The sequence below is a fragment of the Blastocatellia bacterium genome, assembly GCA_035275065.1.
Classification (GTDB): Bacteria; Acidobacteriota; Blastocatellia; order UBA7656; family UBA7656; genus DATENM01.
This window is the reverse complement of record DATENM010000087.1, coordinates 57,870-79,369: the sequence shown is the minus strand read 5'-3', so window position 1 is coordinate 79,369 and position 21,500 is coordinate 57,870. Positions and strand designations below refer to the sequence as shown.

The following is a 21,500-nucleotide window of genomic DNA, read 5'->3' as shown; positions in this document are numbered from 1 at the left end:
CTTGCGCGCTCGCTCGGTGACGAATCATAATTATGATTTAGCAAAGGGGAGCTCGTATGAAAAAACTGATCAACGCCTGCCTTGTCTTGGGATTGCTTATGCCACTTAACGCATCCGCGGATAGCAAGATTTTTCCGTACAAATACTTCACCGACGATTTGCCGAACGGTCTGCGCGTCGTCACTGTGCCGACGGCTTACCCGAACATCGTCGCGCTCTACATCGTCGTCGCCACCGGCTCGCGCAACGAAATCGAGCCGGGCAAGTCGGGCTTCGCGCACCTGTTCGAGCATCTGATGTTTCGCGGCACGCCAACCGTCTCGCCGCAGCAGTACAACGCCGCGCTCAAGCGCGCCGGCGCCGACTCGAACGCTTACACCGAAGACGACCGCACCGTCTATCACACGGTCTTTTCCAAAGAAGACTTCGACGAGATTCTCTCGCTCGAAGCCGACCGCTTCCAGAATCTCAAAGTCCCCGAGGCGCTCTTCAAGACTGAGACTCGCGCCGTCCTCGGCGAGTACAACAAGAACGCTTCCAGCCCGACGCGCAAACTCTACGAAGTGCTGCGCGACACCGCCTTCGGCGCGCACACCTACAAGCACACGACGATGGGCTACCTGCGCGATGTCGAGAATATGCCCGACCTCTACGACTACAGCCTGGAATTCTTCAAGCGCTATTATCGGCCCGAATACACCACCATCGTCGTTGCCGGTGACGTAGATCACGCGCATGTTCTTGAGCTGGTGAAGAAGTACTGGGGCAACTGGCAGCACGGCTCCTATGCGCCCGATATTCCGGTTGAGCCCGTACAGAAAGAAGAGCGCTCGGCGCATGTGGACTGGCCGCAGCCGACGCTGCCCTGGCTCGCCGTGGCTTACAAATCGCCGGCCTACTCGGACACGGACAAGGACAAGGCGGCGCTCGACCTGATCGGCAACCTCGGGTTCTCGCAGAACTCGGAGCTCTATCAGCGGCTGCTGATTAAAGAGCAGAAAGTAGACGCGCTGGGGCCCGACTTTGAGGACCATCGCGATCCCTACCTCGTCACTGTGCTGGCGCGCGTCAAAGACCCGAAGGACGTGGATTACGTTCGCGGCGAGATCATCAAGACGCTCGATTCGTTCAAGACGCAACTGGTGGCGAAAGACAAGCTCGACGCCGTGAAGTCGAACCTGCGGTACAGCTTCGCGCTGTCGCTCGACAACTCTGAGGCCATCGCCGCCAACATCGCGCCCTACATCGCGCTGCGGCGCACGCCGGAAACCATCAACCAGGTTTACGAAATCTATGCGGCGATCACGCCCGAAGATTTGCAGGCGGTGGCAAAGAAATACTTCATCTCAGAGCATCGCACCATCGTCACCCTGTCGCATAAGGAGAAGTCAGAGAATGTTACGCAGAAGTAAACGTGCCCTGTTGCTCGCGCTCGTCATCGCCTCGTCGGTCATTGCGCCGATTGCCGAGGCCGGAAAGGCCGCATCGCCTATGGCTATCGTGTCATTGCCAAACTCGTCGCCGCTCGTCAGCTTTCGCCTGCTCTTCAACGTCGGCTCGGCGAGCGACCCGAAAGGCAAAGAAGGGCTCGCGGCGCTGACCGCCAGCCTGTTAGCCGGCGGCGGCAGCCGCGACATGACCTACGAGCAGATCGTCAGCGCCATGTACCCGATGGCCACCAGCTTCAACTCGCAGGTGGATAAAGAGATGACGGTTTTCTACGGCACGACGCACGTCGATAACCTGCCGAAGTTCTATCAGATCATCTCAGGCATGTTGCTCAATCCCGGCTGGCGCGCCGACGATTTCACGCGCCTGCGCGAAGACGCCATCACTTACTTGAAGGTCGGGTTGCGCCAGGCCAACGACGAAGAGCTGGGCAAAGAGGCGCTCTACAACTTCATCTACGGGGCCGAACATCCTTATGGCCACAACAACGCCGGCACGATTGCGGCGCTTGAGAAGATGACCATAGACGACCTCAAGCAGTTCTACCGCGACCATTACACGCAGGCGAATTTTGTGCTGGGGCTGGCGGGCGGCTACCCGAAGGGCTTCGAAGAAAAAGTGCAGCACGACTTTGCTTCGCGTTTGCCGGCGGGCAGCGCTGAAAGACTGAGCCTGCCGCAGCCGGCGGCAATCAACGGCCTGGAGATGGAAGTCATCGAGAAGAACACGCCGGGCACGGCCATCTCGTTCGGCTTCCCGCTCCCTGTCACGCGCAAAGACGCCGACTGGCCGGCGCTGCTCGTCGTGCAGTCATACCTCGGACAGCACCGCTCGTCGAACAGTTATTTGTATCAGCGGCTGCGCGAGATTCGCGGCCTGAACTATGGCGACTACGCCTACATCGAATACTTCCCGCGCGGCATGTTCCAGTTTCATCCCGACCCGAATCTGGCGCGCCGGCAGCAGATCTTTCAGGTGTGGATTCGCCCGGTCGAGCCGAAGAATGGCCTGTTCGCGCTGCGCGCCGGCCTGTTCGAGCTCAACAAGCTGGCGCGCGACGGCATGGCGGAAAAGGACTTTGAAGCGACGCGGCAATTCCTCAGCAAGTTCGTCAACGTGCTGACGAAGGACCAGGACGCGCAGCTGGGCTACGCGCTCGACAGCCGCTATTATGGCCTGCCGAGCTTCACCGACTACGTGCGCGCGCAACTGGCGAAGCTGACTCTGAGTGATGTCAACCGCGTCATCAAGAAGTACCTGCAAGCCGACCGCGTCAAGATTGTCGTCGTCACTCAGGACGCCAAAGGCTTTATGGCGCGGGCAACGGCGGGCCAGCCGTCGCCGATCAACTACACTTCACCGCCGGCAAAAGAGATACTCGACGAAGACAAGCTGATCGAGAGCTATAAGCTGAGCCTCGACCCGAAGCGCGTCGAAATCGTGCCGGTCGAGCAGATGTTTCAACGATGATCGATCCGATGGGTGCGCGCCGGCGTTCGGCGCGCACCCATCACGGCGGCAGTGGGCGCTTAACGCATGGCAGAGAGTGAGCCACGTGACTGCATCGAAGTCTGGCGACCGCGCGATCTCAGCCGCCTTGAGTTGAGGCGCGGCTTCGGGGTGGCCCGCCCTGTGCCGCGCCACTGGCACGACGATTATCAGTTCTGTCTGATTCAAGCAGGCTCAGGCGACCTCGACTATCGCGGCAATCGCTTGCCGACGCCGTCCGCCAGTCTCTTCATGGTCCACCCCGGCGAAGTTCACTCGAACCGCGCACACGACCAGAAGGGCTGCACTTATCGCACGCTCTTCGTGGATGCCGAGCTGATGCGCGAAGCGGCTCACGAAATCTTTGGCCATGCGGCGAGCCTGCCATTCTTTCCGACCGCCGTGATCTTCGACAGCGCGATCATTCGTCAATACCTTGAGCTTCACCTCGCGCTCGAACAGCCTTCGTCGAGCCTCGAACGACAAGCGTTGCTATTGAATCTGCTGGCGGCATTGATCGCCCGCTTTGCCGATGACTCGCCAGCGCCGCGCTGCTGCGCCGCGGACCGGCAAGCGGTCAGGCGCGCTTACGAATACCTCGCCGAGCATTATGCCGAGAACATTAGCTTAGATCAGCTTGCCGCCGTCGCTGCCCTCAGTCCCTATCACTTCAACCGTGTCTTCTCCGAGCAATATGGCATGCCGCCGCACGCCTTTCAGACGCAGCTGCGCGTCTTGCGCGCCCGCTTGCTCATCCTTCAAGGCTGGCCGCTGCCGCAGGTCGCCTCGCAAACAGGCTTCGCCGATCAGAGCCACCTGACGCGCCACTTCAAGCGGCTGGTCGGCGTCCCGCCCGGCCAATATCAGGCGAGTAGCAAGAACGTTCAAGACCCCGCCCGCCGTCGCGCGCTACACTTCGGCTGATTGCACTCCATCAAGCTAGCGGCTCAACCAGGCAAAGGCCGAACCTTTGCCCTGGCTTCTCACACCCATTTCAAGGACTGGAGAGTGATATGACTGGATGGCTCTCTGACCTGTGCTTCGGGCTGCGCCTGTTGCGCCGCAATCTGGAAGTGACGCTGGTGGCTGTGCTGGCGATGGCCCTGGCCATCGGCGTCGCCGGCACCGTCTTCAGCGTCGTCAACGCCATATTGATTCAGCCGTTGCCGTTCGGCCAGCCGGATCGATTAGTAGCGGTCTGGCAGGTTGATCCGGCCAACCCTGCGCAGTGGCGTCCGTGCGCCCCCGGCAACTACGCCGACTGGCGGCGGATGAGCGGGTCGTTTGAAGAGATCGGCGCGGCAGTCAGCATCTCGAAAACGCTGACGAGTTTTGACGAGGCCGAGACGCCGTTGATGCAGATGGTGTCGGCGGGATACTTCGAAACGCTCGGCGTGCGCCCCATCCTGGGCCGCGAGTTCACGCCCGAAGAAGACCGGCGCGGGGCCAGAGCCGTCGTGCTGTTGAGCTACGACTTATGGCAGCGCGCCTTCGGCGGCGACCGGGCGGTGATCGGGCGAACGACGGAGCTGGACGGCGTGCCTTTCGAGATCGTTGGCGTCATGCCGGCGGATTTTGACAACCCGATCTTCGGACTGACCGAGCGCCCGCAAGCATGGATACCACTGGCCTTGCCTGAAAACGGGTTGGATCGGCGCGGCAACGATCATTTCGTGGTCGCGCGCCTTGCCGCCGGCGTGTCGGTCGATCAGGCGCAGCAGGAATTGTCGCGTTTGTCGGCGGCGCTCAAAGAGCAATACCCGGACACCAACCGCAACGTCACGGCGCTGGCCGTGCCGCTCAAAGAGAATATCGTGCGCGGCGTACGCCCGGCGGTGCTGCTGCTGCTCGGCGCGGTCTTGTTCGTGCTGCTGATTGCTTCGAGCAACGTCGCGCACCTGCTGTTGACGCGCTCGGTCGTGCGCGAGCGCGAGTTCGCTTTGCGCCGGGCGCTCGGCGCAGGCGCGAGCCGTCTGCTGCGCCAATTGGTCATCGAGAGTTTGCTGCTGATGACCTGCTGCGCGGTGCCGGGGTTGCTGCTGACGCTATGGGGAACGCACAGTGTCGGCTGGCTAATTCCCACAGGATTCAACATTCCCCACTTCGATTTCCAGGTAGATCGCAACGTCTTGCTGTTCACGCTGCTGATTGCCCTGCTGCCCGGCCTCATGCTGGGACTGATTCCGGCGCTCTATGCGCGGCGCGTCAATCTGGTCAAAGGGCTGACGGGAACGGCGCGCGCCACCGGCAGCCCCGGCAGCCGTCGCCTGCAACGATTCCTGGTGATTGCCGAAACCGCATTGTCGCTGGCGCTGTTGATCGGCGCGGGCTTGATGGTGCAAAGCTTTCGCAACCTTCAACGCCTCGATCAAGGATTCGACCCGGCTAACGTCCTGACCTTCCGGGTCTCGACGCGCGGCGCGCCGTACAAAGAGAGCGACCGCCGGCAGCGATTTTTTAAAGAGATCAACGACCGGCTGGCGGCGCTGCCGGGTGTCGGAGCGGTCGGCGCTACACAATTCCATCCCTTCTATCCACAGTTCGGCGCGACGACCGTCTTATTAGAAGGGCAGCCGCAACCGGAGCCCGGCAAAGAGCCTCGCGCCACGGCCGTTCATTCGTCGCCCGATTATTTCAGCGCCATGCGCATCGGCCTGCTGCGCGGTCGCCTCTTCACGGAAGCCGACACCGGAGCGACGCCGCCGGTCGTCGTCATCAGCGCCCGCATGGCGCAAGCACTTTGGAATGGAGAAGACCCGCTCGGCAAGCGATTGAAGATCAAAGGCAGCGGCGATGTGTACCGCCAGGTCGTCGGCATCGTCGGTGACGTGCGCACGGATCAGTTTCCGCCCGACCCGCAGCCAACCGTCTATGTGCCCCTCGAACAGGACGTCGCGCCGCTGACGATGGCTTATGTATTGCGCACGACAGGTGACCCGATGGCTTTTGTCGAAGCGGCGAAGCGCGAAGTGCATGCCGTAGACCGGGCGATGCCGGTCTACCTGGTGCGCTCGCTGGCAGAGATCGTCGGCGGGTTGGACTGGCGCACGCGGTTTGTGATGTCGCTGCTGGCGATCTTCAGCGTGCTGTCGTTGCTGCTGGCAGTGACCGGAATCTACGCGGCGCTGTCGTACGTCGTATCGCAGCGAACGCGCGAGATCGGCGTTCGCATGGCGATTGGCGCCGAACGCCGCGACATCCTGCGGCTGGTCGTCGCGCAGGGGATGCGGCTCACCTTGATCGGCATCGGCATCGGCGTGGTGGCGGCGGTGGCGCTGACGCGATTGATGGCGAGCCTGTTATTCGGCGTCAGTGCCACCGACCCGCTGACCTTTGCGCTGTTGACGCTGCTGCTGTTGCTGGTCGCGCTGCTGGCCTGTTATCTGCCGGCGCGGCGCGCGACACAGGTTGATCCTATCGTCGCGCTGCGCTGCGAATAACCGGAGCGGGGCCGCGTGATGCGCTCCGGTCACGCGGCCCCGCCGATGAGTTTACCGAGCAGGGCGGCGGTCGGGCCTACGAGTAGAGGCGACAGAATCGTGATGATGCGCGGCAGTTGCTCGCGGATCGAAAACGTCAGGCCATTCTCTTTCAGGAAAGACGCCGGGTCAGTCGGGCCTTCCTTGCCGCTTTGGGGATCGGTTGTCATGGTTGACTCCACGTATTGCGTGGCTCTTTCCCGCAGCACCAGGAAAGCCGGCAGGTAGAGGGCCGCGAGGACGACCGTATAGCCAATGCTTTCCTGTGTGATGACGCTGCGGAGAAAACCGTCAAAGGCGGTGTTGATCCCCTGGAGATCGAGATACGATAGAGCCCAACTGACGAACGCATTCGACTGAAAGACTCTGGCCACCAGGACTGCCGCCGCCAGGTAAAGCAGGATGCGCAGCATTCGGCCACGCTTTTTCAACTCTTCCATCACTTCATCAACGGGCGGATTAGTGTCTGCCGGAATAACCAGTGCCAGGGCCGGCGTGTTGGCCGGCAGGTTGGCCGCCGAGGCATTCGCTCCATCAGGTGGCGGCGCCGCGGGCGGCGCGCCAACTATCGGGGCCAGTGGCGGCTCGTTCGCCGGTGGCAGCGAGTTCGGTTGTTCTCCGGTTGCAGGCGTTGGTGTTGCTGCGGTTGCAGGCGTTGGTGTTGCTGCCGTTCGTTTAAACGGCAAACCCCAGGTCAGGATTGCACAGGCAATGGCCATCAGGACACCGACCCCGACAATCAACATTTCGTAAAGGGGAAGGCTGCCGATTAACCGCGGCCAATCATTTCCTATTGTCGAGCCCACCAGGCCGGGCGACACCCAGTAGTTGCTGAACCAGGGCGCCAGCAAGCCCAGGCCCACACTAAAGAACACGGCAATAGCGATCACCCTCCCCCGCAGCTTGCCCTGAACCACCTTGATGATGGCGAATATCGCACCGCAGATGGCGATGCCGCAAATGACCAGATAAGCAATTGTGAAGGTGCCCCAGCGAATGCGCCCGGCGTTATCGTTGAAAAGCCTATTGGTCAGTGCCCGCCGCGAGTCTTCTTCTTTCTTTTCCTCTTCGAGGAACTTTAATTCCGCCGCATAGTCGCGAGCCGCGTTACTGTTCGCGATGCTGCCCAGAGCTTTGCGCCTGGCCCTCAAGACTTTTTCTCTTTCGTTGAGATAATCCCGCTCGGTCTCTGGCCGCACTTCTGCAAACGAGGTGTCCGATGACGGCGGGTTGCTCGGTTCTTTCGGCTGAAGGTCACGGGCCTGTAAAGCCTGTTCGATCTTCTCTTTGGCGTGATAAGCGGGAACGGTCTGGCTCGTGATAAAGCTCACGGCCAGCACCACGGCCATTGGAATCAAGCATAACAGGGGAGTAAGCCAACTCTTGTCTGTCCGTATCGCCCGCGCCGATTTGTTCTTCATGCCGGTTCGCTCCTTCCATGCCAAGTTGACAGAACTGCCGCAAGAACGCCTTGCGGGCGCATCGCTGTGCGGTCGTTGGATGAATCATGCCGTTGACAGAGCCATGTCGGGTGCTGATTAAAGCCGCCGCATTATATGAAACTCGTTACACCAGGGCAAGCGCGCTCTGGCGACCGACCCACATTAGTAATGTCAACTGCCGGGGAAATATTTCAGCCGCCGCGCGGACGGCTATTCGATGAAGATGGCGGCGGCGTCTTCGAGACGCGAGGTCGTGTGGCACTGAGGGATGCTGGCGAGAAAGTAGCGGCCATAGGCTTTGGTGCGCAGCCGCGGGTCGAGGATCGATAGCACGCCGCGATCACGCGCCGAGCGAATCAAGCGGCCCAGCCCCTGCTTCAAGGTGATGGCCGCCTGCGGCACCGAGTATTCGTAAAACGAGTTGCCGCCCTGCTCGTCAATGTATTTCTGCCGCGCCGCGACTACCGGGTCGCTCGGCACGGCGAACGGCAGCTTGGCGATGATGACGCAGGACAGCGCATCGCCCTGCACGTCAACGCCTTGCCAGAAGGACGAGGTCGCGAACAAGACTGCGCCTTCGGTGTTGCGGAAGCGGTCGAGCAAGCCCGCCTTCGACCCCTGCCCCTGAATGAAGATGGGATAATCCACTTGCTCGCGCACGCGCTCGTAAGTCTCGCGCATCGCCGCCGTGCTCGTAAATAGCACGAAGGCGCGACCGCGCGTCGCTTCGATGATCTGTGTGATCTCGGCAACCGAGGCGTCGAGGAAGTCGCGGCTGCGCGGGTCAGGCATGTCGGGCGGCAGGTACAAGACCGCCTGGTGCTGATAATCGAAATGCGATTCGATGATCTGCTGGCGCGCGTCTGCAATGCCGAGCCGTGTGCGAATGAAATCGAAATTGCCGCCCGCTGCCAGCGTCGCCGAAGTCAGCACCGCGCCATGAACTCGCGCAAACAGCCGCTCTTCGAGAATCCCCGATACGTCAATCGGCGTGGCGTTCAAAAAGATGCCGCGCCCGCGCCGCTCGTACCAGTAGACGAAGCTCGGCTGATCGCCGGTGACGATGAATTCGAGATCGAACTTCATGCTTTCGGCGCGGCGCAGGATGTTGTCTAGCTCTGACGGCGGGTTCTTGACCATGCTGAGCGTTGCCGACAAACGGCCCAGGGCATTGGCCAGCGCGATGTAGGCTTCGCCGGAGGCGGTGGCGTTATAGGTGCCGTCTTCGTTGAAGCGCACGAAGTGCGATTCGCCAATCGTGTAGCGGCCGTCCTGAAAGCCGGGCGCGCGCGCGCGGTTTCGCGATTTGAACGCCGATGACCACTCGTCGCCCGCTTCTTCGCCGCGAAAGGTCAGCCAGAACGCATCGGCGCGTTGCGCCAGCCGCGCCAGCGCTTTGCTCAACTCGACCGAAGCGTCCGGCTCGGTGATCGAAAGCCTGCCGGCATCCTGTATCAGATCAAGGATGCGGTAGGTCGAAACCGTCGAGCCGAAATAAGCGGCCGCGACATCTTCAAGCTCATGCGCTTCGTCGAAGATGACCGTCGAATAGTCGGGCAGCACCGCGCCATAATCACCGCCGCGCAGCGCCAGATCGGCAAAGAAGAGGTGATGGTTGACGATAACGACGTCGGCTTCCTGTGCTTGCTGGCGCATGCGCGTGATGAAGCAGTTGTCGAACTCCGGGCACTTCTGGCCGAGGCAGGTGTCGGCGCGCGCGTCAATCTGTGGCCAGAATGACAAATCCTCCGGCAGATCGGTCAGCTCGGCGCGGTCGCCGGTCTCTGTCTCACCGGCCCAGCGGCGAATCTCGTCAAAGGCATCCATCTGTTCGAGCCCTTCGAGGATGGGCATCTCTTCGGCCTTCTTCAAGCGGTGCAGGCAGATGTAATTGCCGCGGCCTTTCATGCAGACGGCGTCGAACTTGCGCGGCAGGATTTCTTGAAGAAAGGGAATGTCCTTTTTGTAGAGCTGTTCCTGGAGCGCTTTGGTTGCGGTCGCGACGATGACGCGATGGCCTGAGGCGAGCGCGGGGATCAGGTAAGCGAGCGTCTTGCCGGTGCCGGTGCCGGCCTCGATGAGCGCCACGCCGCCCTGTGTGAGGGTCGCGTGGACGGCTTCGGCCATCTCGACCTGGCCGGGCCGATACTCGTACTGCGGGTGGTAACGGGCGATTAAACCGTCAGGGCCGAAGACTTCTTCCATAAGAAAAACGGCTCAACTCTGGCATCAACGAAATGAGTAAATACTTGTCCGGCGCGGTTGCTAGGCTCAGAATCACCCCCTCGGGGTTTTCGGGAAAAGCTCGTCAACCGCAATTGACCAACCGGGCACGGCCAGGCCGGCATCTGCCACCTCGCCGCGCCGGAAGATGATCGGCGTGTCCGGGTCGCCGGCGTGATAGGCTTTGATGACGTCGGTGCTCTGCATATCGACGTCCCAGACGCACAGTGTCCCCGCGGCAAAGTAATCGCGCCGCTTCTCAGCCATCGCGCGCTCGGCCTTCGGGCCGTAGTCGTGTTCGCTCCTCACCTCGACGGCGAAGACCGGCGCGCCTTCCAGGAACTTCATGCCGGTCGGCTCGCCGATGTGCCATGCCGCGTCGGGGCTGAATGCCTTACGGTTCGGCAGATCGACATGGAAGGCGACGCCATCGCCGATGGCATGGCCGCTCCTGGTCTCTCGCTCCAATACCTTCAGGCTGAAAAGAATCTCACTTGCAGCATAGCCGGGCAGGTATCCAGTTGGCGGCATCTCGACAATCTCCCCGTTGACAATCTCGGCCTTGCCCTCAATGTGGTAGAGGTCTTCAATGGTGGCTTCGCGTGTTGTGGTCATCGCCTTTCCTCGGATGGATTACCTTTGTTCTGCCTTTATCGAGTTTGCGCGCGGCTGCGCACCAGGCGCTTCTCGTAGATGGGGAAGCGCTCGGCGAGCGTTTTGACGCGCGCCCGCACGCTCTGTTGCACGGACTCGCTGTCGGGCTCGGCCAGCACTTCGCTAATCAGGCCGGCGATCTCGCGCATCTCGGCTTCTTTCATGCCGCGCGTCGTCAGCGCCGGGGTGCCGATGCGAATGCCCGAGGCTTTCATCGGCGGCTGGGTGTCGAACGGGATGGCGTTCTTGTTGACGGTGATGGCGGCGCGCTCAAGCGCACGCTCGGCCTGCGCGCCGGTCAGGCCGCGCACAAAGACGTCAACCAGCATCAGGTGATTGTCTGTGCCGCCCGAAACAATGCGGAAGCCGGCGGCGGTCAGCTCGTCGGCCAGGACTTTGGCGTTGGCAATGACCTGCCCTTGATAATCCTTGAAACCGGCCTCCAGAGCCTCTTTGAAGCAGACCGCCTTGGCGGCGACGACGTGCATCAAGGGGCCGCCCTGCACCGTCGGAAAGACGGCGCGGTCTACCTCTTTCTGGAAGTCGGCGCGGCACATGATCATGCCGGCGCGCGGCCCGCGCAGCGTCTTATGGGTTGTCGTCGTCACGAAATCCATGTGCGGGACCGGGCTCGGGTGCAATCCGGCGGCGATCAGGCCGGCGATGTGCGCGATGTCGGCCATCGAGTAGGCGCCGACTTCGCGGGCGATCCGCCCGATGCGCTCGAAATCGATGACCCGCGAATAGGCCGACGCGCCGCAGAGGATCAGCTTCGGCTTATGCTCTTGCGCCAGCCGTTCCAGCTCGTCGTAATCGATCTGCTCGCTGTCCTGGCGGACGCCGTAGGGGACGATCTGATAACTGCGGCCCGAAAAGTTGAGCGGGTGGCCGTGCGTCAGGTGGCCGCCGTGCGCCAGGTTCATCCCCAGCACCGTGTCGCCATAGCTGAGCGCCGCCAGATAGACCGCCATGTTGGCTTGCGACCCTGAGTGCGGCTGTACGTTGACATGCTCGCAGCCGAAGATTTGTTTGGCGCGCTCGCGGGCGAGATTCTCGGCCACGTCAACGAATTCACATCCGCCATAGTAACGCTTCGCCGGATAGCCTTCGGCGTACTTGTTCGTCAGCACAGACCCTTGCGCTTCAAGCACCGCTTCGGAGACGAAGTTTTCCGAGGCGATCATCTCAAGGTTATAAGCCAGGCGGGTTTCTTCGTCGGCGATCACGGCGGCGATTTCCGGGTCAGCTTCGGCGAGCGGGCGGTTCATCATATCGGTCATCTGTGGCATCCTCTCTGCGGATGAATTAGCCGAGCGTGCGCGCCTTGCAGATGGTTGACGCTCACTGATTCGAGTCTAGCAAAACGCCGGACGCTTGTCAGCCGGCGCCCGCCGCCCGCTGCTCAGGCGGAGTGACCAGGGCGACCGGCGGCTCGCGGCGCGTCAGGCGATGGCCGAAGGCGAGGATCGGCTTTTCGATGAAGTAGTAACTCATCATGGCGATGGCGAGCAGGCTGATGGCGCTGCTCGGCCAGACCTGAAAATCCGCGGGCTCCTGATAGCGCCCGACGAACAGCGCCGATTGCCAGATGTAGATGCTGTAAGAGAGGCGACCGAACCAGGCCATCGGCTTCGATTCAAGCAAGCGACCGATGGGCGTCTGTGGGTGCAGCACTGTGCCGATCAGCACCAGCGGAATCAGCATGGATTCGGCGACGACGGCGTAGGGAAGAGGAATCGTCCAGTACGCCATGAGCGCCGCAAAGCAGACGAGCCATACAGGCATGACGGTCAGCCGCCGCAGGCGCTCGCGCCAGCCCGGCTGATGAATCAATAACGCCAGGGCACAGCCCCAAATCAGGCCGTCCATGCAGCGGTCTGTGCGCTGAAAAACCACCAGCCCTTCCGGGTGCGTCAGGCCATAAGCGAAGTCAATGTCGCGCCACGCTTGAAAGCCCAGAGCGATGAGCGGCGTCAGCCACAGGGCGCGCTTTGACCTGACGAGGAGCAGGAAGGCCGGCCACAATAAGTAGAAATGCTCTTCGACCGCCAGCGACCAGTAATGCCCCGTGTATGACGTGCTAACCCCCGGCGGCAGGAAATTGCGGAAGAAGAAGCACGAGGCGAAGGATTCGAGCGACGACGGCGGCGTCATATAGGAAAGCGCCGCCATCAGGTTGATGAAGAGGATGTAGAGAAAGGCCGGCGGCAGAATGCGAAAGGCGCGGCGCAGATAAAAGCGCTTCAGGCTGATGCGCCCGAAGCGTGCTTCTTCATCAAGCAATCGTGAGCAGATTAAAAAGCCGCTGATGCCGAAGAAGATGTTGACCCCGTGATGGCCATAATTGAAGACGGTGAACCACGGCGCCTCTGGTGACGTGCCGTGATAGCCAATGACCATCAGCACGGCGATGGTTCGCCAGCCATCGAGCGTCGGAAGATAATTCGTGCGCGCCTGTTCCATGAGGGTTAAAAGCCTGGGAGCGCGGGCCGCTTGCCCGCTGGTCTTGCGCATGCGCGAAGCGGCGGGCGGGGCGCCCGCGCTCCCAGGTTGCGCGCATTCGCAAACCGCAAAAGGCCAAGCCGTTATTCTTGCCGCATCTCGCTCGACGTGCGTTCCATGTCGATCACGCCGCGAACGGTTTTCAGCGCGTTCAGGGTCTTTTCCAGATGTTTGAGGTCGAAGACTTCGATGGTCAGCAATAGCTGGCCGCGCCCTTCGTTGTCCACCGACGCGTGAATGTCGCGCAAATTCGTGCCGATCCCGGCGATGGCCTGCGTCACGTTGGCGACCATGCCCGGACGGTCTTCGGTGACCAGCTTGATGGTGATTGAATAGGCCGAAGGGTTGGCGCCGTCTGACTTCATCCACTCGACTTCGATGATGCGCTCGGGGTTGACCATCAGGCTCGGCATGTTCGGGCAGCGCGTCGAATGCACCGCGACGCCTTTGCCGCGCGTGATGTAGCCGATGATCTCTTCGCCGCGAATCGGGTTGCAGCAGCGCGCGCGGTAGACCACCAGATCGTCCACGCCTTTGACGACGATGCGGTCTTCCAGGCCGAGGGCGCGCTTGACCACCTGCTTGAGCGTGGGCCGCTTCTCCTGCTCCAACTCGGTGACGCGCTCGGGCGGCAGAAGCTTGGCGATGATGTTGCGCGGCAGCGTCTTGCCGTAGCCGATTGACGCCAGCAGGTCTTCGGCGCGCGCCACGCCATAATCGGGCGCGATGCGGTCGAGGTCGCCATTCGAGAGCATCTTTTTCAAGCTCAGGCGATAACGGTCGGCCTCTTTTTCAAAGAGCTTCTTGCCCAGATCGATTGCCGTCGAGCGCTCGGATTCGGCCAGGTAATGGCGAATCTTCGAGCGCGCCCGCGACGTTTTGACGAAGTTCATCCAGTCGTGCGACGGGTGCGAGTTTGGCGAGGTCATGATCTCGATGACATCGCCGTTGCGCAACTGGTATCTGAGCGGCACGATGCGTCCGTTGACCTTCGCGCCGTTGGTCGTCAGCCCGACCTGCGTGTGAATCTGGAAAGCGAAGTCAATGGGCGTCGCGCCGCGCGGCAGCTCGATCACCTTGCCTTTCGGCGTGAAGCAGTAGACCTCGTTCGGGTAAAGGTCGAGCTTGAGCGAATCAAGGAATTCGCGCGAGTCTTTGACTTCCTGCTGCCACTCGATCAGCCGCTTGAGCCAGACGAAGGCTTCATCCTCGTCGGTGTGCGTGCCGCGCCGGCCTTCTTTGTACTTCCAGTGCGCGGCGATGCCTTCTTCGGCGATCTGGTGCATTTCGAGTGTGCGGATTTGCACCTCGAAGGGCTGGCCGCCTTCGCCGACTACAGAGGTATGCAACGACTGGTAGAAGTTCTCGCGCGGGATGGCGATCCAATCCTTGAAGCGCGTCGGGATCGGCTTCCACGCGGCGTGGATGACGCCGAGCGCCGCGTAGCAATCCTTCACAGACTCGGTGATGATGCGGATGGCGACCAGGTCGTACACCTGATCGATGGTGATGTGCTGACGCTTGAGCTTCTGGTGGATCGAGAAGAGACGCTTGAGCCGGCCATCGATCATCACGATATGGACGCCCGACTCGTCGGTCAACTGGCGGATGCGCGATTTGACCTCTTCGAGGAATTTTTCAAGTCGCGCCCGCCGGCTTTCGACCGACTCTTTGAGCTTCTGGTATTCCTCGGGCTCAAGGTATTGGAACGCCAGGTCTTCCAACTCGCCGCGCACGCGGCTCATGCCGAGCCGGTGAGCGATGGGCGCGTAGACGTCGAGCGTCTCTTGCGCGATCCGGCGGCGCGACTCGCCGTGCATGTATTCGAGCGTGCGCATGTTGTGCAGGCGGTCGGCGAGTTTGACCAGAACGACGCGCACGTCGTCAACCATCGCCAGCAGCATCTTGCGCATGTTGAGCGCCTGGCGCTCTTCGGACGAAGCATGGTCGAGCTTGCTGATCTTTGTCAGCCCGTCTACGAGGTGAGCGATTTCGGCCCCGAAGTATTCCTCGATGTCATGAATCGTCGTCTCGGTATCTTCGACCGTGTCGTGCAGCAGCCCTGTGGCGACGCAGACCGGGTCGAGCTTCAATTCGGCGAGGATGTTGGCGACTTCGAGCGGGTGGACGAGGTACGGCTCGCCCGACTTGCGAATCTGGCCGCGGTGCTGGCGGGCAGAGAACAGGTAAGCGCGGCGCAGCAGTTCTTCATCGGCGCCGGGGTGGTTTTCGCGTACTTTTTCGACGATGCTCTCGAAGCGAATCATGGCTGTTCACTGCCGATTGGATGCGCGTGCGGCTCTCTTTGTCTGCCTTTGTCCACGACAACGGCAAGCAAAGAGAGCCGTTCGTTGAAAGCATAACAACACGCTTGAAAATTAAAAAGGTGGCCGCCTCCGGGAAGGCGGCCACCTTTAATCTTAGCACAGGAGGGCAGCGCGCAGGCGATTAGCCGGCTTGCGCGGCGTCCGCTTTGCGTTTCTCGTACAGCTCTTTCGCCTTCTTGTCAGCGGCGTCAATATCTTTCTGGAGCGCCTGCTGTTGTGCCGTGTCGGTGGTGATGAATTTCTTCTGCATCAGCGACAGCTTCTTAATCGTCCAGACATCGGCGTAATTGGGATTGTATTCGAGCGCCTTGTTCAGGTACTCCAGCGCCTTTTCGATGGACGGGCGCATCTGCGCCGCCTTGTCCGGCGGGATCGGTTGTTTTAAGTCGCCCTTGTAATCAACATATGAGCGGCTGATCTTGAACGAGTCGCTCCAGTAGCTCTGGCCGATGCTGTAAAAGACGGCAGCCTTGGTCTCGTCCGTTGCCGCCGGCAGCGCGGCGCGCGATTCAAGGGTTTCGTGGTATTTCTTACGATACTCTGCGGCCTGCGCCTTGCCCTCGTCGCCTTTCTCTTCGGCGGACTTTGTCAGCTTGTCGTAGATGTCGGCCTGGAAGGCGAGCGCCCGGTCAACCAACTGCGGGTTGTCCTTGCTGGTGTCGATGATGTCCTGGTAACCCTTAAGCGCCCGCTCCGCCGACTCCTGGGTGCGCTGCTGATCGTAGAGCTGATAGATGGTCTGGGCGTGGAAGAGCTTGGCGTTCGCCAGATCGGGGCTGAGATCAACCGCTTCTTTGAATTTCGCTTCGGCGGCTTCGTACTTGCCTTTGTTGAACTCGCGGACGCCCTCGTTGAGCGAATTCTTGGCGCGCAGCTTGTTGATGACGCCGCACCCCTGGGTGGCCACGACGAGCGCCGCGAGCGCCAGCAGCAGCGCCATGTTGCGTTTTCGGTTCACGGGATAGTCCTCCTATGCCTTGCTACTGTAGAAAGTCGATTTGCAGGCCGATGGGCTGAGCGCCCGCGCCTTTGACCGCGTCAATGACGGCAACGATGTCGCCGTAGAGCTTGTCCTTGGGCGCTTTGATGAAGACGGTCTTGTCGGCCTCCGGGTTATTCTGGGCGCGCTGTTCGATGATCCCCTTGAGCGTCGTCTCCAGGTCGGTCACCGGCATCGGGCGGTTGTTGAGCTTGACCTGCTGGTCGAGGCCGCCGCCTTCGCGCATGACTTCGACGACAAGCAAGGTCTCGTTGGGCGGCGTGTTCTGCTGCGTGTCTTTCGGCTTTTCAGGAATCTGCGACTCGAACTTCGATTCCCTGTGCGGCTGGATCACCATGAAGATGATCAGCAGCACGAGCAGAACGTCAATCAACGGCGTGACGTTGATGTTGGGCGGCGCCAGCCCCAGTTTTCTGTGGGGCACGCCATCGGATTCGCTTGGTTCTCCATGTGCCATAATGATTTCAAGCTGCCGGTAGGCGGTGGCCGCCGGCAACGCCCTCCTTAATGAAAAATCTCTGTGGCGCGGGCGCAAGGGCTTAAGCCCCCTGCGCCCGCGATTCTACCCTGACGCGTCCAATGCCACTTCCGCGCGGACGCCGATTAAGTGCCGCCGCCGCCGGCGCCGGTCTTGGCCTTGTCTTTTTCAGCGACGAGGCCGATCTTGTCATAGCCGGCTTCGCGCACCGCATCAATGACGCTGACGACGGTTTCGTACTTCACCCCCGTGCTGCTCTTGATGTAGACGATCTGCTCGTTGGGCGGCTTATCCTTGAACTTCTCTTTGAGCTTGTCCTTGAGGATGTTCGGCAGGTCTTCTTTGTTCACCTTGTCGCGCCCGAAGTAGACCTCCGTGTCGGTCGGCACCGCGATGACCGCCGAAGTCTCCTTGATGATGTTCGGGTCGGCTTCGGGGTTCTTCGATTTCGGTAAGGCGACGCTGACGCCGCTCTGCAACATCGGGGCGATGACCATGAAGATGATCAGCAACACCAACATGACGTCGACCATCGGCGTGACGTTGATGTCAGAGACCAGCCCGCCTTCGCCGCTGCCTACTGCCATTCCCATAATGTCACCTCTTGTTACTTAAGCTCGCGGCGCTTGATGAAGTAATCGATCAGCTCCGAGCTGGAGTTGTCCATCTCGATGGTGAAGGCTTCGACCTTGTTGGTGAAGATGTTGAAGGCCCACACCGCCGGAATCGCCACCAGCAGACCGAAGGCCGTTTCAATCAGCGCCTCGGAAATGCCGCCGGCGACCGCCGAGATGCCGGTGCCTTCTGCCGCCTTCATGCCCTGGAAGGCCGAGATGATGCCGATGACCGTGCCGAGCAGTCCGACGAACGGCGCCGTCGAACCAATCGTCGCCAGGCCCGACAAGCCGCGCTTCAATTCGGCGGTCTTCAGGGCGGTGGCGCGCTGCAAGGCGCGGCGGGCGGCATCCATCGTCGTACCGGGAATGTCGGCGCCGGTCTGGTGTGCCTGAAACTCCTGAAGGCCGGCGTTGACGACCATCGCCAGGTGCGATTTCTTGTGGCGGTCGGAGATGGCAATCGCTTCATCGATGCGGTTGTCGCGCAGTGCGGCTGCAACTTTCGGGGCAAACTGACGCGACTGGTTGCGGGCGGCGTTGAACGTCAGCCAGCGCTCGACCATCACGGCGATTGAGTACATGCTCATGATCGCCAGCACGATGGCGACGACCAGCGCCGGCCATTTCATCTTTTGAATCATGCCCCAGAGCGAGAAGTCTTCCGTCGCCGGCTGATCCGACTTGGTGGCATCCGCGGCCTGGAGCATGAAGAATGCGAGCTTGTTGCCCGCCAACCAGATGTTCTGAAGAAGTAGCATTGGTAGAAACCCTCCGAATTCAAATTTGATGCTTTGATTGCGAGGCCGGGCTCTGATGAGCCCGGCCTCAAAGGCCATTCTGCCGCACGATCACAGGTTGAAGTTGAAGGTGATCGTGCCGATGACTTTCACGGGTACGCCGCTCAACTGGGTCGGCGTGAACTTCCAGCCGCGCGCCGCCGCTTCGGCAGCCGGCTTGAGCAGCGGGTGGCCCGAAATGGCGCGCGCCGAGATGACGTTGCCGGATTCGTCCACCGTGACTTCGACAACGACAGCGCCGCTGACGCGCGCCGTCTTCGCCAGTGGCGGGTAAGACGGCTCAACGCGACGAGTCGCCGAGCCTTGCAGGACGCCGCCCGACTTGCGAATAATCTTCGGCGGCTCGGGCTTCGGCTCCTCTTTAGGCGCTGGCGGCGGCGGCGGCGGCGGCGGCGCGTCTACGGGTGCGCCACCGGGAATGCCTCCGGGAACGCCACCGGGAACGCCGCCCGGAACACCTCCGGGAACGCCGCCCGGCGCGGCCTCAAAGGTCTGCACAGGAACTGGCGGTCGCTTCTCGACGACCGTCTTGATCTCTTTCGGCGCTTCCTTGACGGAAGCGAACTGCGGCACCTCGACGGGCTTGGTCACCTTCGGCGGCGGCGCGGGTGGCGCGGCGGCAGGCGGCGGCGGCGGCGCCGCTACCAGGGTGATGTTCTCGCCCGTGTCGTTCATGCGCGAGTTGACGAGCAACACACCGGTGACCGCGACGATCAAGAAAGCCACGGTCAACCAGACGCCCATCGTGTCGTAGAAGTAGATCACCCGGTCATCGCCGACGGTCTGCGCGTTGGAGGTCACCATCTTGCCGAACATCAGGTCGTGATCCTGCTCGGTCGCGACCGCCGCCGGCAGCGCAAACCATGCGTGCGCGATGGGCAGGATGGCGAGCACGATGCCGATCAGCAACACCCCCAGCATGCTCTGACCCGTGTACCACCAGACATCGAAACAGACGAAGGCGTAGAAGAAGGCGAAGAGGCCGTAGAGGAACCACAGCGTAGCACTGCGCCCTTTTTTCTTGGCGAGAAGGGCCGGAATCGCCGCCAGCGGCGCGGCCAGCACCGCCAGGATTAACATCTCGCGCAGCAGGGAGAGCACTAACTGGACTTGCTCGGACATCTGATTACCTCCGATAGTTCTTCGGTCGGTCTGAGAGGCCGCTCCGGCAGCCTGCCCGGTCGTCATCTGAGCGATGAAGCGAACTGATATGGAGTTGTTGCCGTCTCAGAGCGAAACGGGTAAAGCAATTCAGACTTGAAGCCGTCTATTCCCCGGATATCTTGCTGATAAGGTACAGGCTGAAGACCGGCTGAGTCTACTACTCGCCTTCCCGTCTCGTCAAGGAATTTTGAATTCCCTGGCGACTTAGACACCGCCCACACGGAGTTTGTTCCCATCCCTCGCCATTGCAGCTCGTGAGGTCGGAAACCCGGGCGTCACTTCAGCGCCCGAAGGCGTCACGCGCCGGGCGCGGCTGGCGAATGAGTTCGACGATTCGCCAGCCGCGCGCCTTAGACTTTCGCGAGCACGCGCTCGCCGGTGCGCGCATTGGGCGGCGGCGTCTTGCTCGGCTTTTTGCTGGTCCAGTAATTCCACCATAACATCATCGGGCTGGCGACGGCGATTGAAGAGTACGTGCCGATGATGATGCCAATCGTTAAAGCGAGTGCGAAGCCGCGCAGCACTTCGCCGCCAAATAATACAATCGCAACCACCGAAATGAATGTCAATCCCGAGGTGATGACCGTCCGCGACAACGTTTGGTTGATCGAATCGTTGGCCACCTGCGCCAGGCTATCGCGCCGGCGGAAGCGCAGGTTTTCTCGTATTCGGTCAAAGATGACAATCGTGTCGTTCATCGAGTAGCCGACCAGCGTGAGCAGCGCCGCGATCACCGTCAGGTTGATCTCCCACTGGAAGAGGCTGAAGATGCCGAGCGTGATCATGACGTCGTGGAAGACCGCCAGCACCGCCGCGACGCCGTAAATCCACTCGAAGCGGAAGGCGATGTAGACCAGCATGCCGGCGAGCGCCGCCAGCGTCACATAGATGGCGCGGTTGCGCAGGTCCGAGCCGACCACCGCGCCGACGACGTCTGCCGAGATGACCGCAAACGAGCCTTCCATAAAGGTCGGCTGCATCTTCTGCGCCAGGTCGCCCGGCAGGTTCGGCACCTGGCCGAGGTCGTTGATGACGCCGTTGCTGTTCTTGCGATAGTCGGCAATCGCCTTGGCGGCGTTCTTGTAGGTCTCGTCACCCGGGCCGGTGCCGAGCGGGTTGATGCGCGACAGCGCGTCCTCGATCTCCGAGGTGCCGGCGAGGTTCAAATCGATCTTGCCGGCGTAGAAGCGGTCGAGGATCAACTGCTTGATGCGGTTCTGGTCGAACTGATCATAGTTGCTGGCCGTGAGCGTCAATCCCTGGATGGCGTTGATGTCGGTGATGAAGCCGTGGTTCTGCCCGTCGCGGAAGGCGATGATCTGGTCACCGACCTGGCGGTACGGGTGGGCGGTCGCAAAGACCTGTTGATTGATGCTGAACGGGTCGGCCTGGCGCAGCTCGGCTTCGACGCCTGCGGCGTCAATCGAATTGATATTGACGCGGCCCGCGGCGACATCGCCCGCAGGGCTCAGGCTCTGCAAGCCGCGAATGATCCGCCGCTTGTCTTCGTCAACGCGGCGCTCGGATTCGCTGCCCTGCTCAAGCTGCGGCGCATGGATGATCAATTCGTTCGGGCGCGAGACCACCGGCTGCAAGGTCACCTTATCCGTCGGGATGCCGACCTTGCCGAGCGCGCCGCGGACGCGGTCGAGGCTCGGGTTTTCGGTGAAGCGCACGGTCATCAGCGTGCCGCCGGTGAAGTCTACGCCGGCGTTGAAGCCGCGCAGTTGAACTGAAACGGCCCCCAGCAGCATCAAGAAAATGGTGATACCGATGAATGTCCGCTTTGCCTTGATCCAGTTAATTTTCGGGTTATGAAATATCTCAACCATAATGCCTCTGAAAAGAGGGACGGAGGACCGGGGACTAGGAGCTAGAGG

Annotated in this window: 16 protein-coding genes; 4 read left to right on the top strand and 12 right to left on the bottom strand. The window is 61.3% G+C overall.

Annotated elements, in window-relative coordinates:
- Window positions 1-56 precede the first annotated feature (56 nt).
- From VJ464_20370 to VJ464_20355, 4 genes are all read left to right on the top strand, one after another.
- Complete coding sequence (locus VJ464_20370) at window positions 57-1,412, top strand: pitrilysin family protein (protein ID HKQ07491.1); 1,356 nt, start codon at window positions 57-59, stop codon at window positions 1,410-1,412.
- Window positions 1,396-2,919 carry a pitrilysin family protein gene (locus VJ464_20365; protein HKQ07490.1) on the top strand — a complete coding sequence of 508 codons (1,524 nt, stop codon included), beginning with the start codon at window positions 1,396-1,398 and terminating at the stop codon, window positions 2,917-2,919. The genes VJ464_20370 and VJ464_20365 overlap by 17 nt, the downstream gene beginning before the upstream one ends.
- Window positions 2,920-2,985: 66 nt before the next feature.
- The gene (locus VJ464_20360; GenBank protein HKQ07489.1) at window positions 2,986-3,861 is read left to right on the top strand and encodes an AraC family transcriptional regulator; all 876 of its coding nucleotides are present in this window, start codon (window positions 2,986-2,988) and stop codon (window positions 3,859-3,861) included.
- Between the two features lie 89 nt (window positions 3,862-3,950).
- Complete coding sequence (locus tag VJ464_20355; protein HKQ07488.1) at window positions 3,951-6,377, top strand: ABC transporter permease; 2,427 nt, start codon at window positions 3,951-3,953, stop codon at window positions 6,375-6,377.
- Between the two features lie 29 nt (window positions 6,378-6,406).
- Here the strand turns inward: VJ464_20355 and VJ464_20350 are convergent, their stop codons facing one another.
- From VJ464_20350 to secF, 12 genes are all read right to left on the bottom strand, one after another.
- A complete protein-coding gene (locus tag VJ464_20350) occupies window positions 6,407-7,765 on the bottom strand; it encodes a hypothetical protein (protein HKQ07487.1) in 1,359 nt (452 codons plus the stop codon).
- A 303-nt stretch (window positions 7,766-8,068) separates the two neighbouring features.
- The gene (locus VJ464_20345) at window positions 8,069-10,063 is read right to left on the bottom strand and encodes an ATP-dependent DNA helicase (GenBank protein HKQ07486.1); all 1,995 of its coding nucleotides are present in this window, start codon (window positions 10,061-10,063) and stop codon (window positions 8,069-8,071) included.
- A 72-nt stretch (window positions 10,064-10,135) separates the two neighbouring features.
- Window positions 10,136-10,696, bottom strand: coding sequence for a Uma2 family endonuclease (locus tag VJ464_20340; GenBank protein HKQ07485.1), 561 nt, complete (start codon window positions 10,694-10,696; stop codon window positions 10,136-10,138).
- A gap of 35 nt (window positions 10,697-10,731) precedes the next feature.
- Window positions 10,732-12,015 carry a serine hydroxymethyltransferase gene (gene glyA, locus VJ464_20335; GenBank protein ID HKQ07484.1) on the bottom strand — a complete coding sequence of 428 codons (1,284 nt, stop codon included), beginning with the start codon at window positions 12,013-12,015 and terminating at the stop codon, window positions 10,732-10,734.
- Between the two features lie 97 nt (window positions 12,016-12,112).
- Window positions 12,113-13,198, bottom strand: a complete 1,086-nt coding sequence (locus tag VJ464_20330; protein HKQ07483.1) for an acyltransferase — start codon at window positions 13,196-13,198, stop codon at window positions 12,113-12,115.
- A gap of 122 nt (window positions 13,199-13,320) precedes the next feature.
- Window positions 13,321-15,504, bottom strand: coding sequence for a bifunctional (p)ppGpp synthetase/guanosine-3',5'-bis(diphosphate) 3'-pyrophosphohydrolase (locus tag VJ464_20325; GenBank protein ID HKQ07482.1), 2,184 nt, complete (start codon window positions 15,502-15,504; stop codon window positions 13,321-13,323).
- A 181-nt stretch (window positions 15,505-15,685) separates the two neighbouring features.
- Window positions 15,686-16,522, bottom strand: a complete 837-nt coding sequence (locus VJ464_20320; GenBank protein ID HKQ07481.1) for a hypothetical protein — start codon at window positions 16,520-16,522, stop codon at window positions 15,686-15,688.
- 22 nt (window positions 16,523-16,544) lie between these two features.
- A complete protein-coding gene (locus tag VJ464_20315; GenBank protein HKQ07480.1) occupies window positions 16,545-17,021 on the bottom strand; it encodes a biopolymer transporter ExbD in 477 nt (158 codons plus the stop codon).
- A gap of 146 nt (window positions 17,022-17,167) precedes the next feature.
- On the bottom strand, window positions 17,168-17,635 hold the full coding sequence (locus VJ464_20310) for a biopolymer transporter ExbD (GenBank protein HKQ07479.1): 468 nt from the start codon (window positions 17,633-17,635) through the stop codon (window positions 17,168-17,170).
- Window positions 17,636-17,649: 14 nt separating this feature from the next.
- Entirely contained in the window at window positions 17,650-18,417 is a 768-nt protein-coding gene (locus VJ464_20305; GenBank protein ID HKQ07478.1) for a MotA/TolQ/ExbB proton channel family protein, read from the bottom strand.
- Between the two features lie 90 nt (window positions 18,418-18,507).
- Complete coding sequence (locus tag VJ464_20300; GenBank protein ID HKQ07477.1) at window positions 18,508-19,578, bottom strand: energy transducer TonB; 1,071 nt, start codon at window positions 19,576-19,578, stop codon at window positions 18,508-18,510.
- Between the two features lie 392 nt (window positions 19,579-19,970).
- Complete coding sequence (secF, locus tag VJ464_20295) at window positions 19,971-21,452, bottom strand: protein translocase subunit SecF (protein HKQ07476.1); 1,482 nt, start codon at window positions 21,450-21,452, stop codon at window positions 19,971-19,973.
- Between the last annotated feature and the right edge of the window lie 48 nt (window positions 21,453-21,500).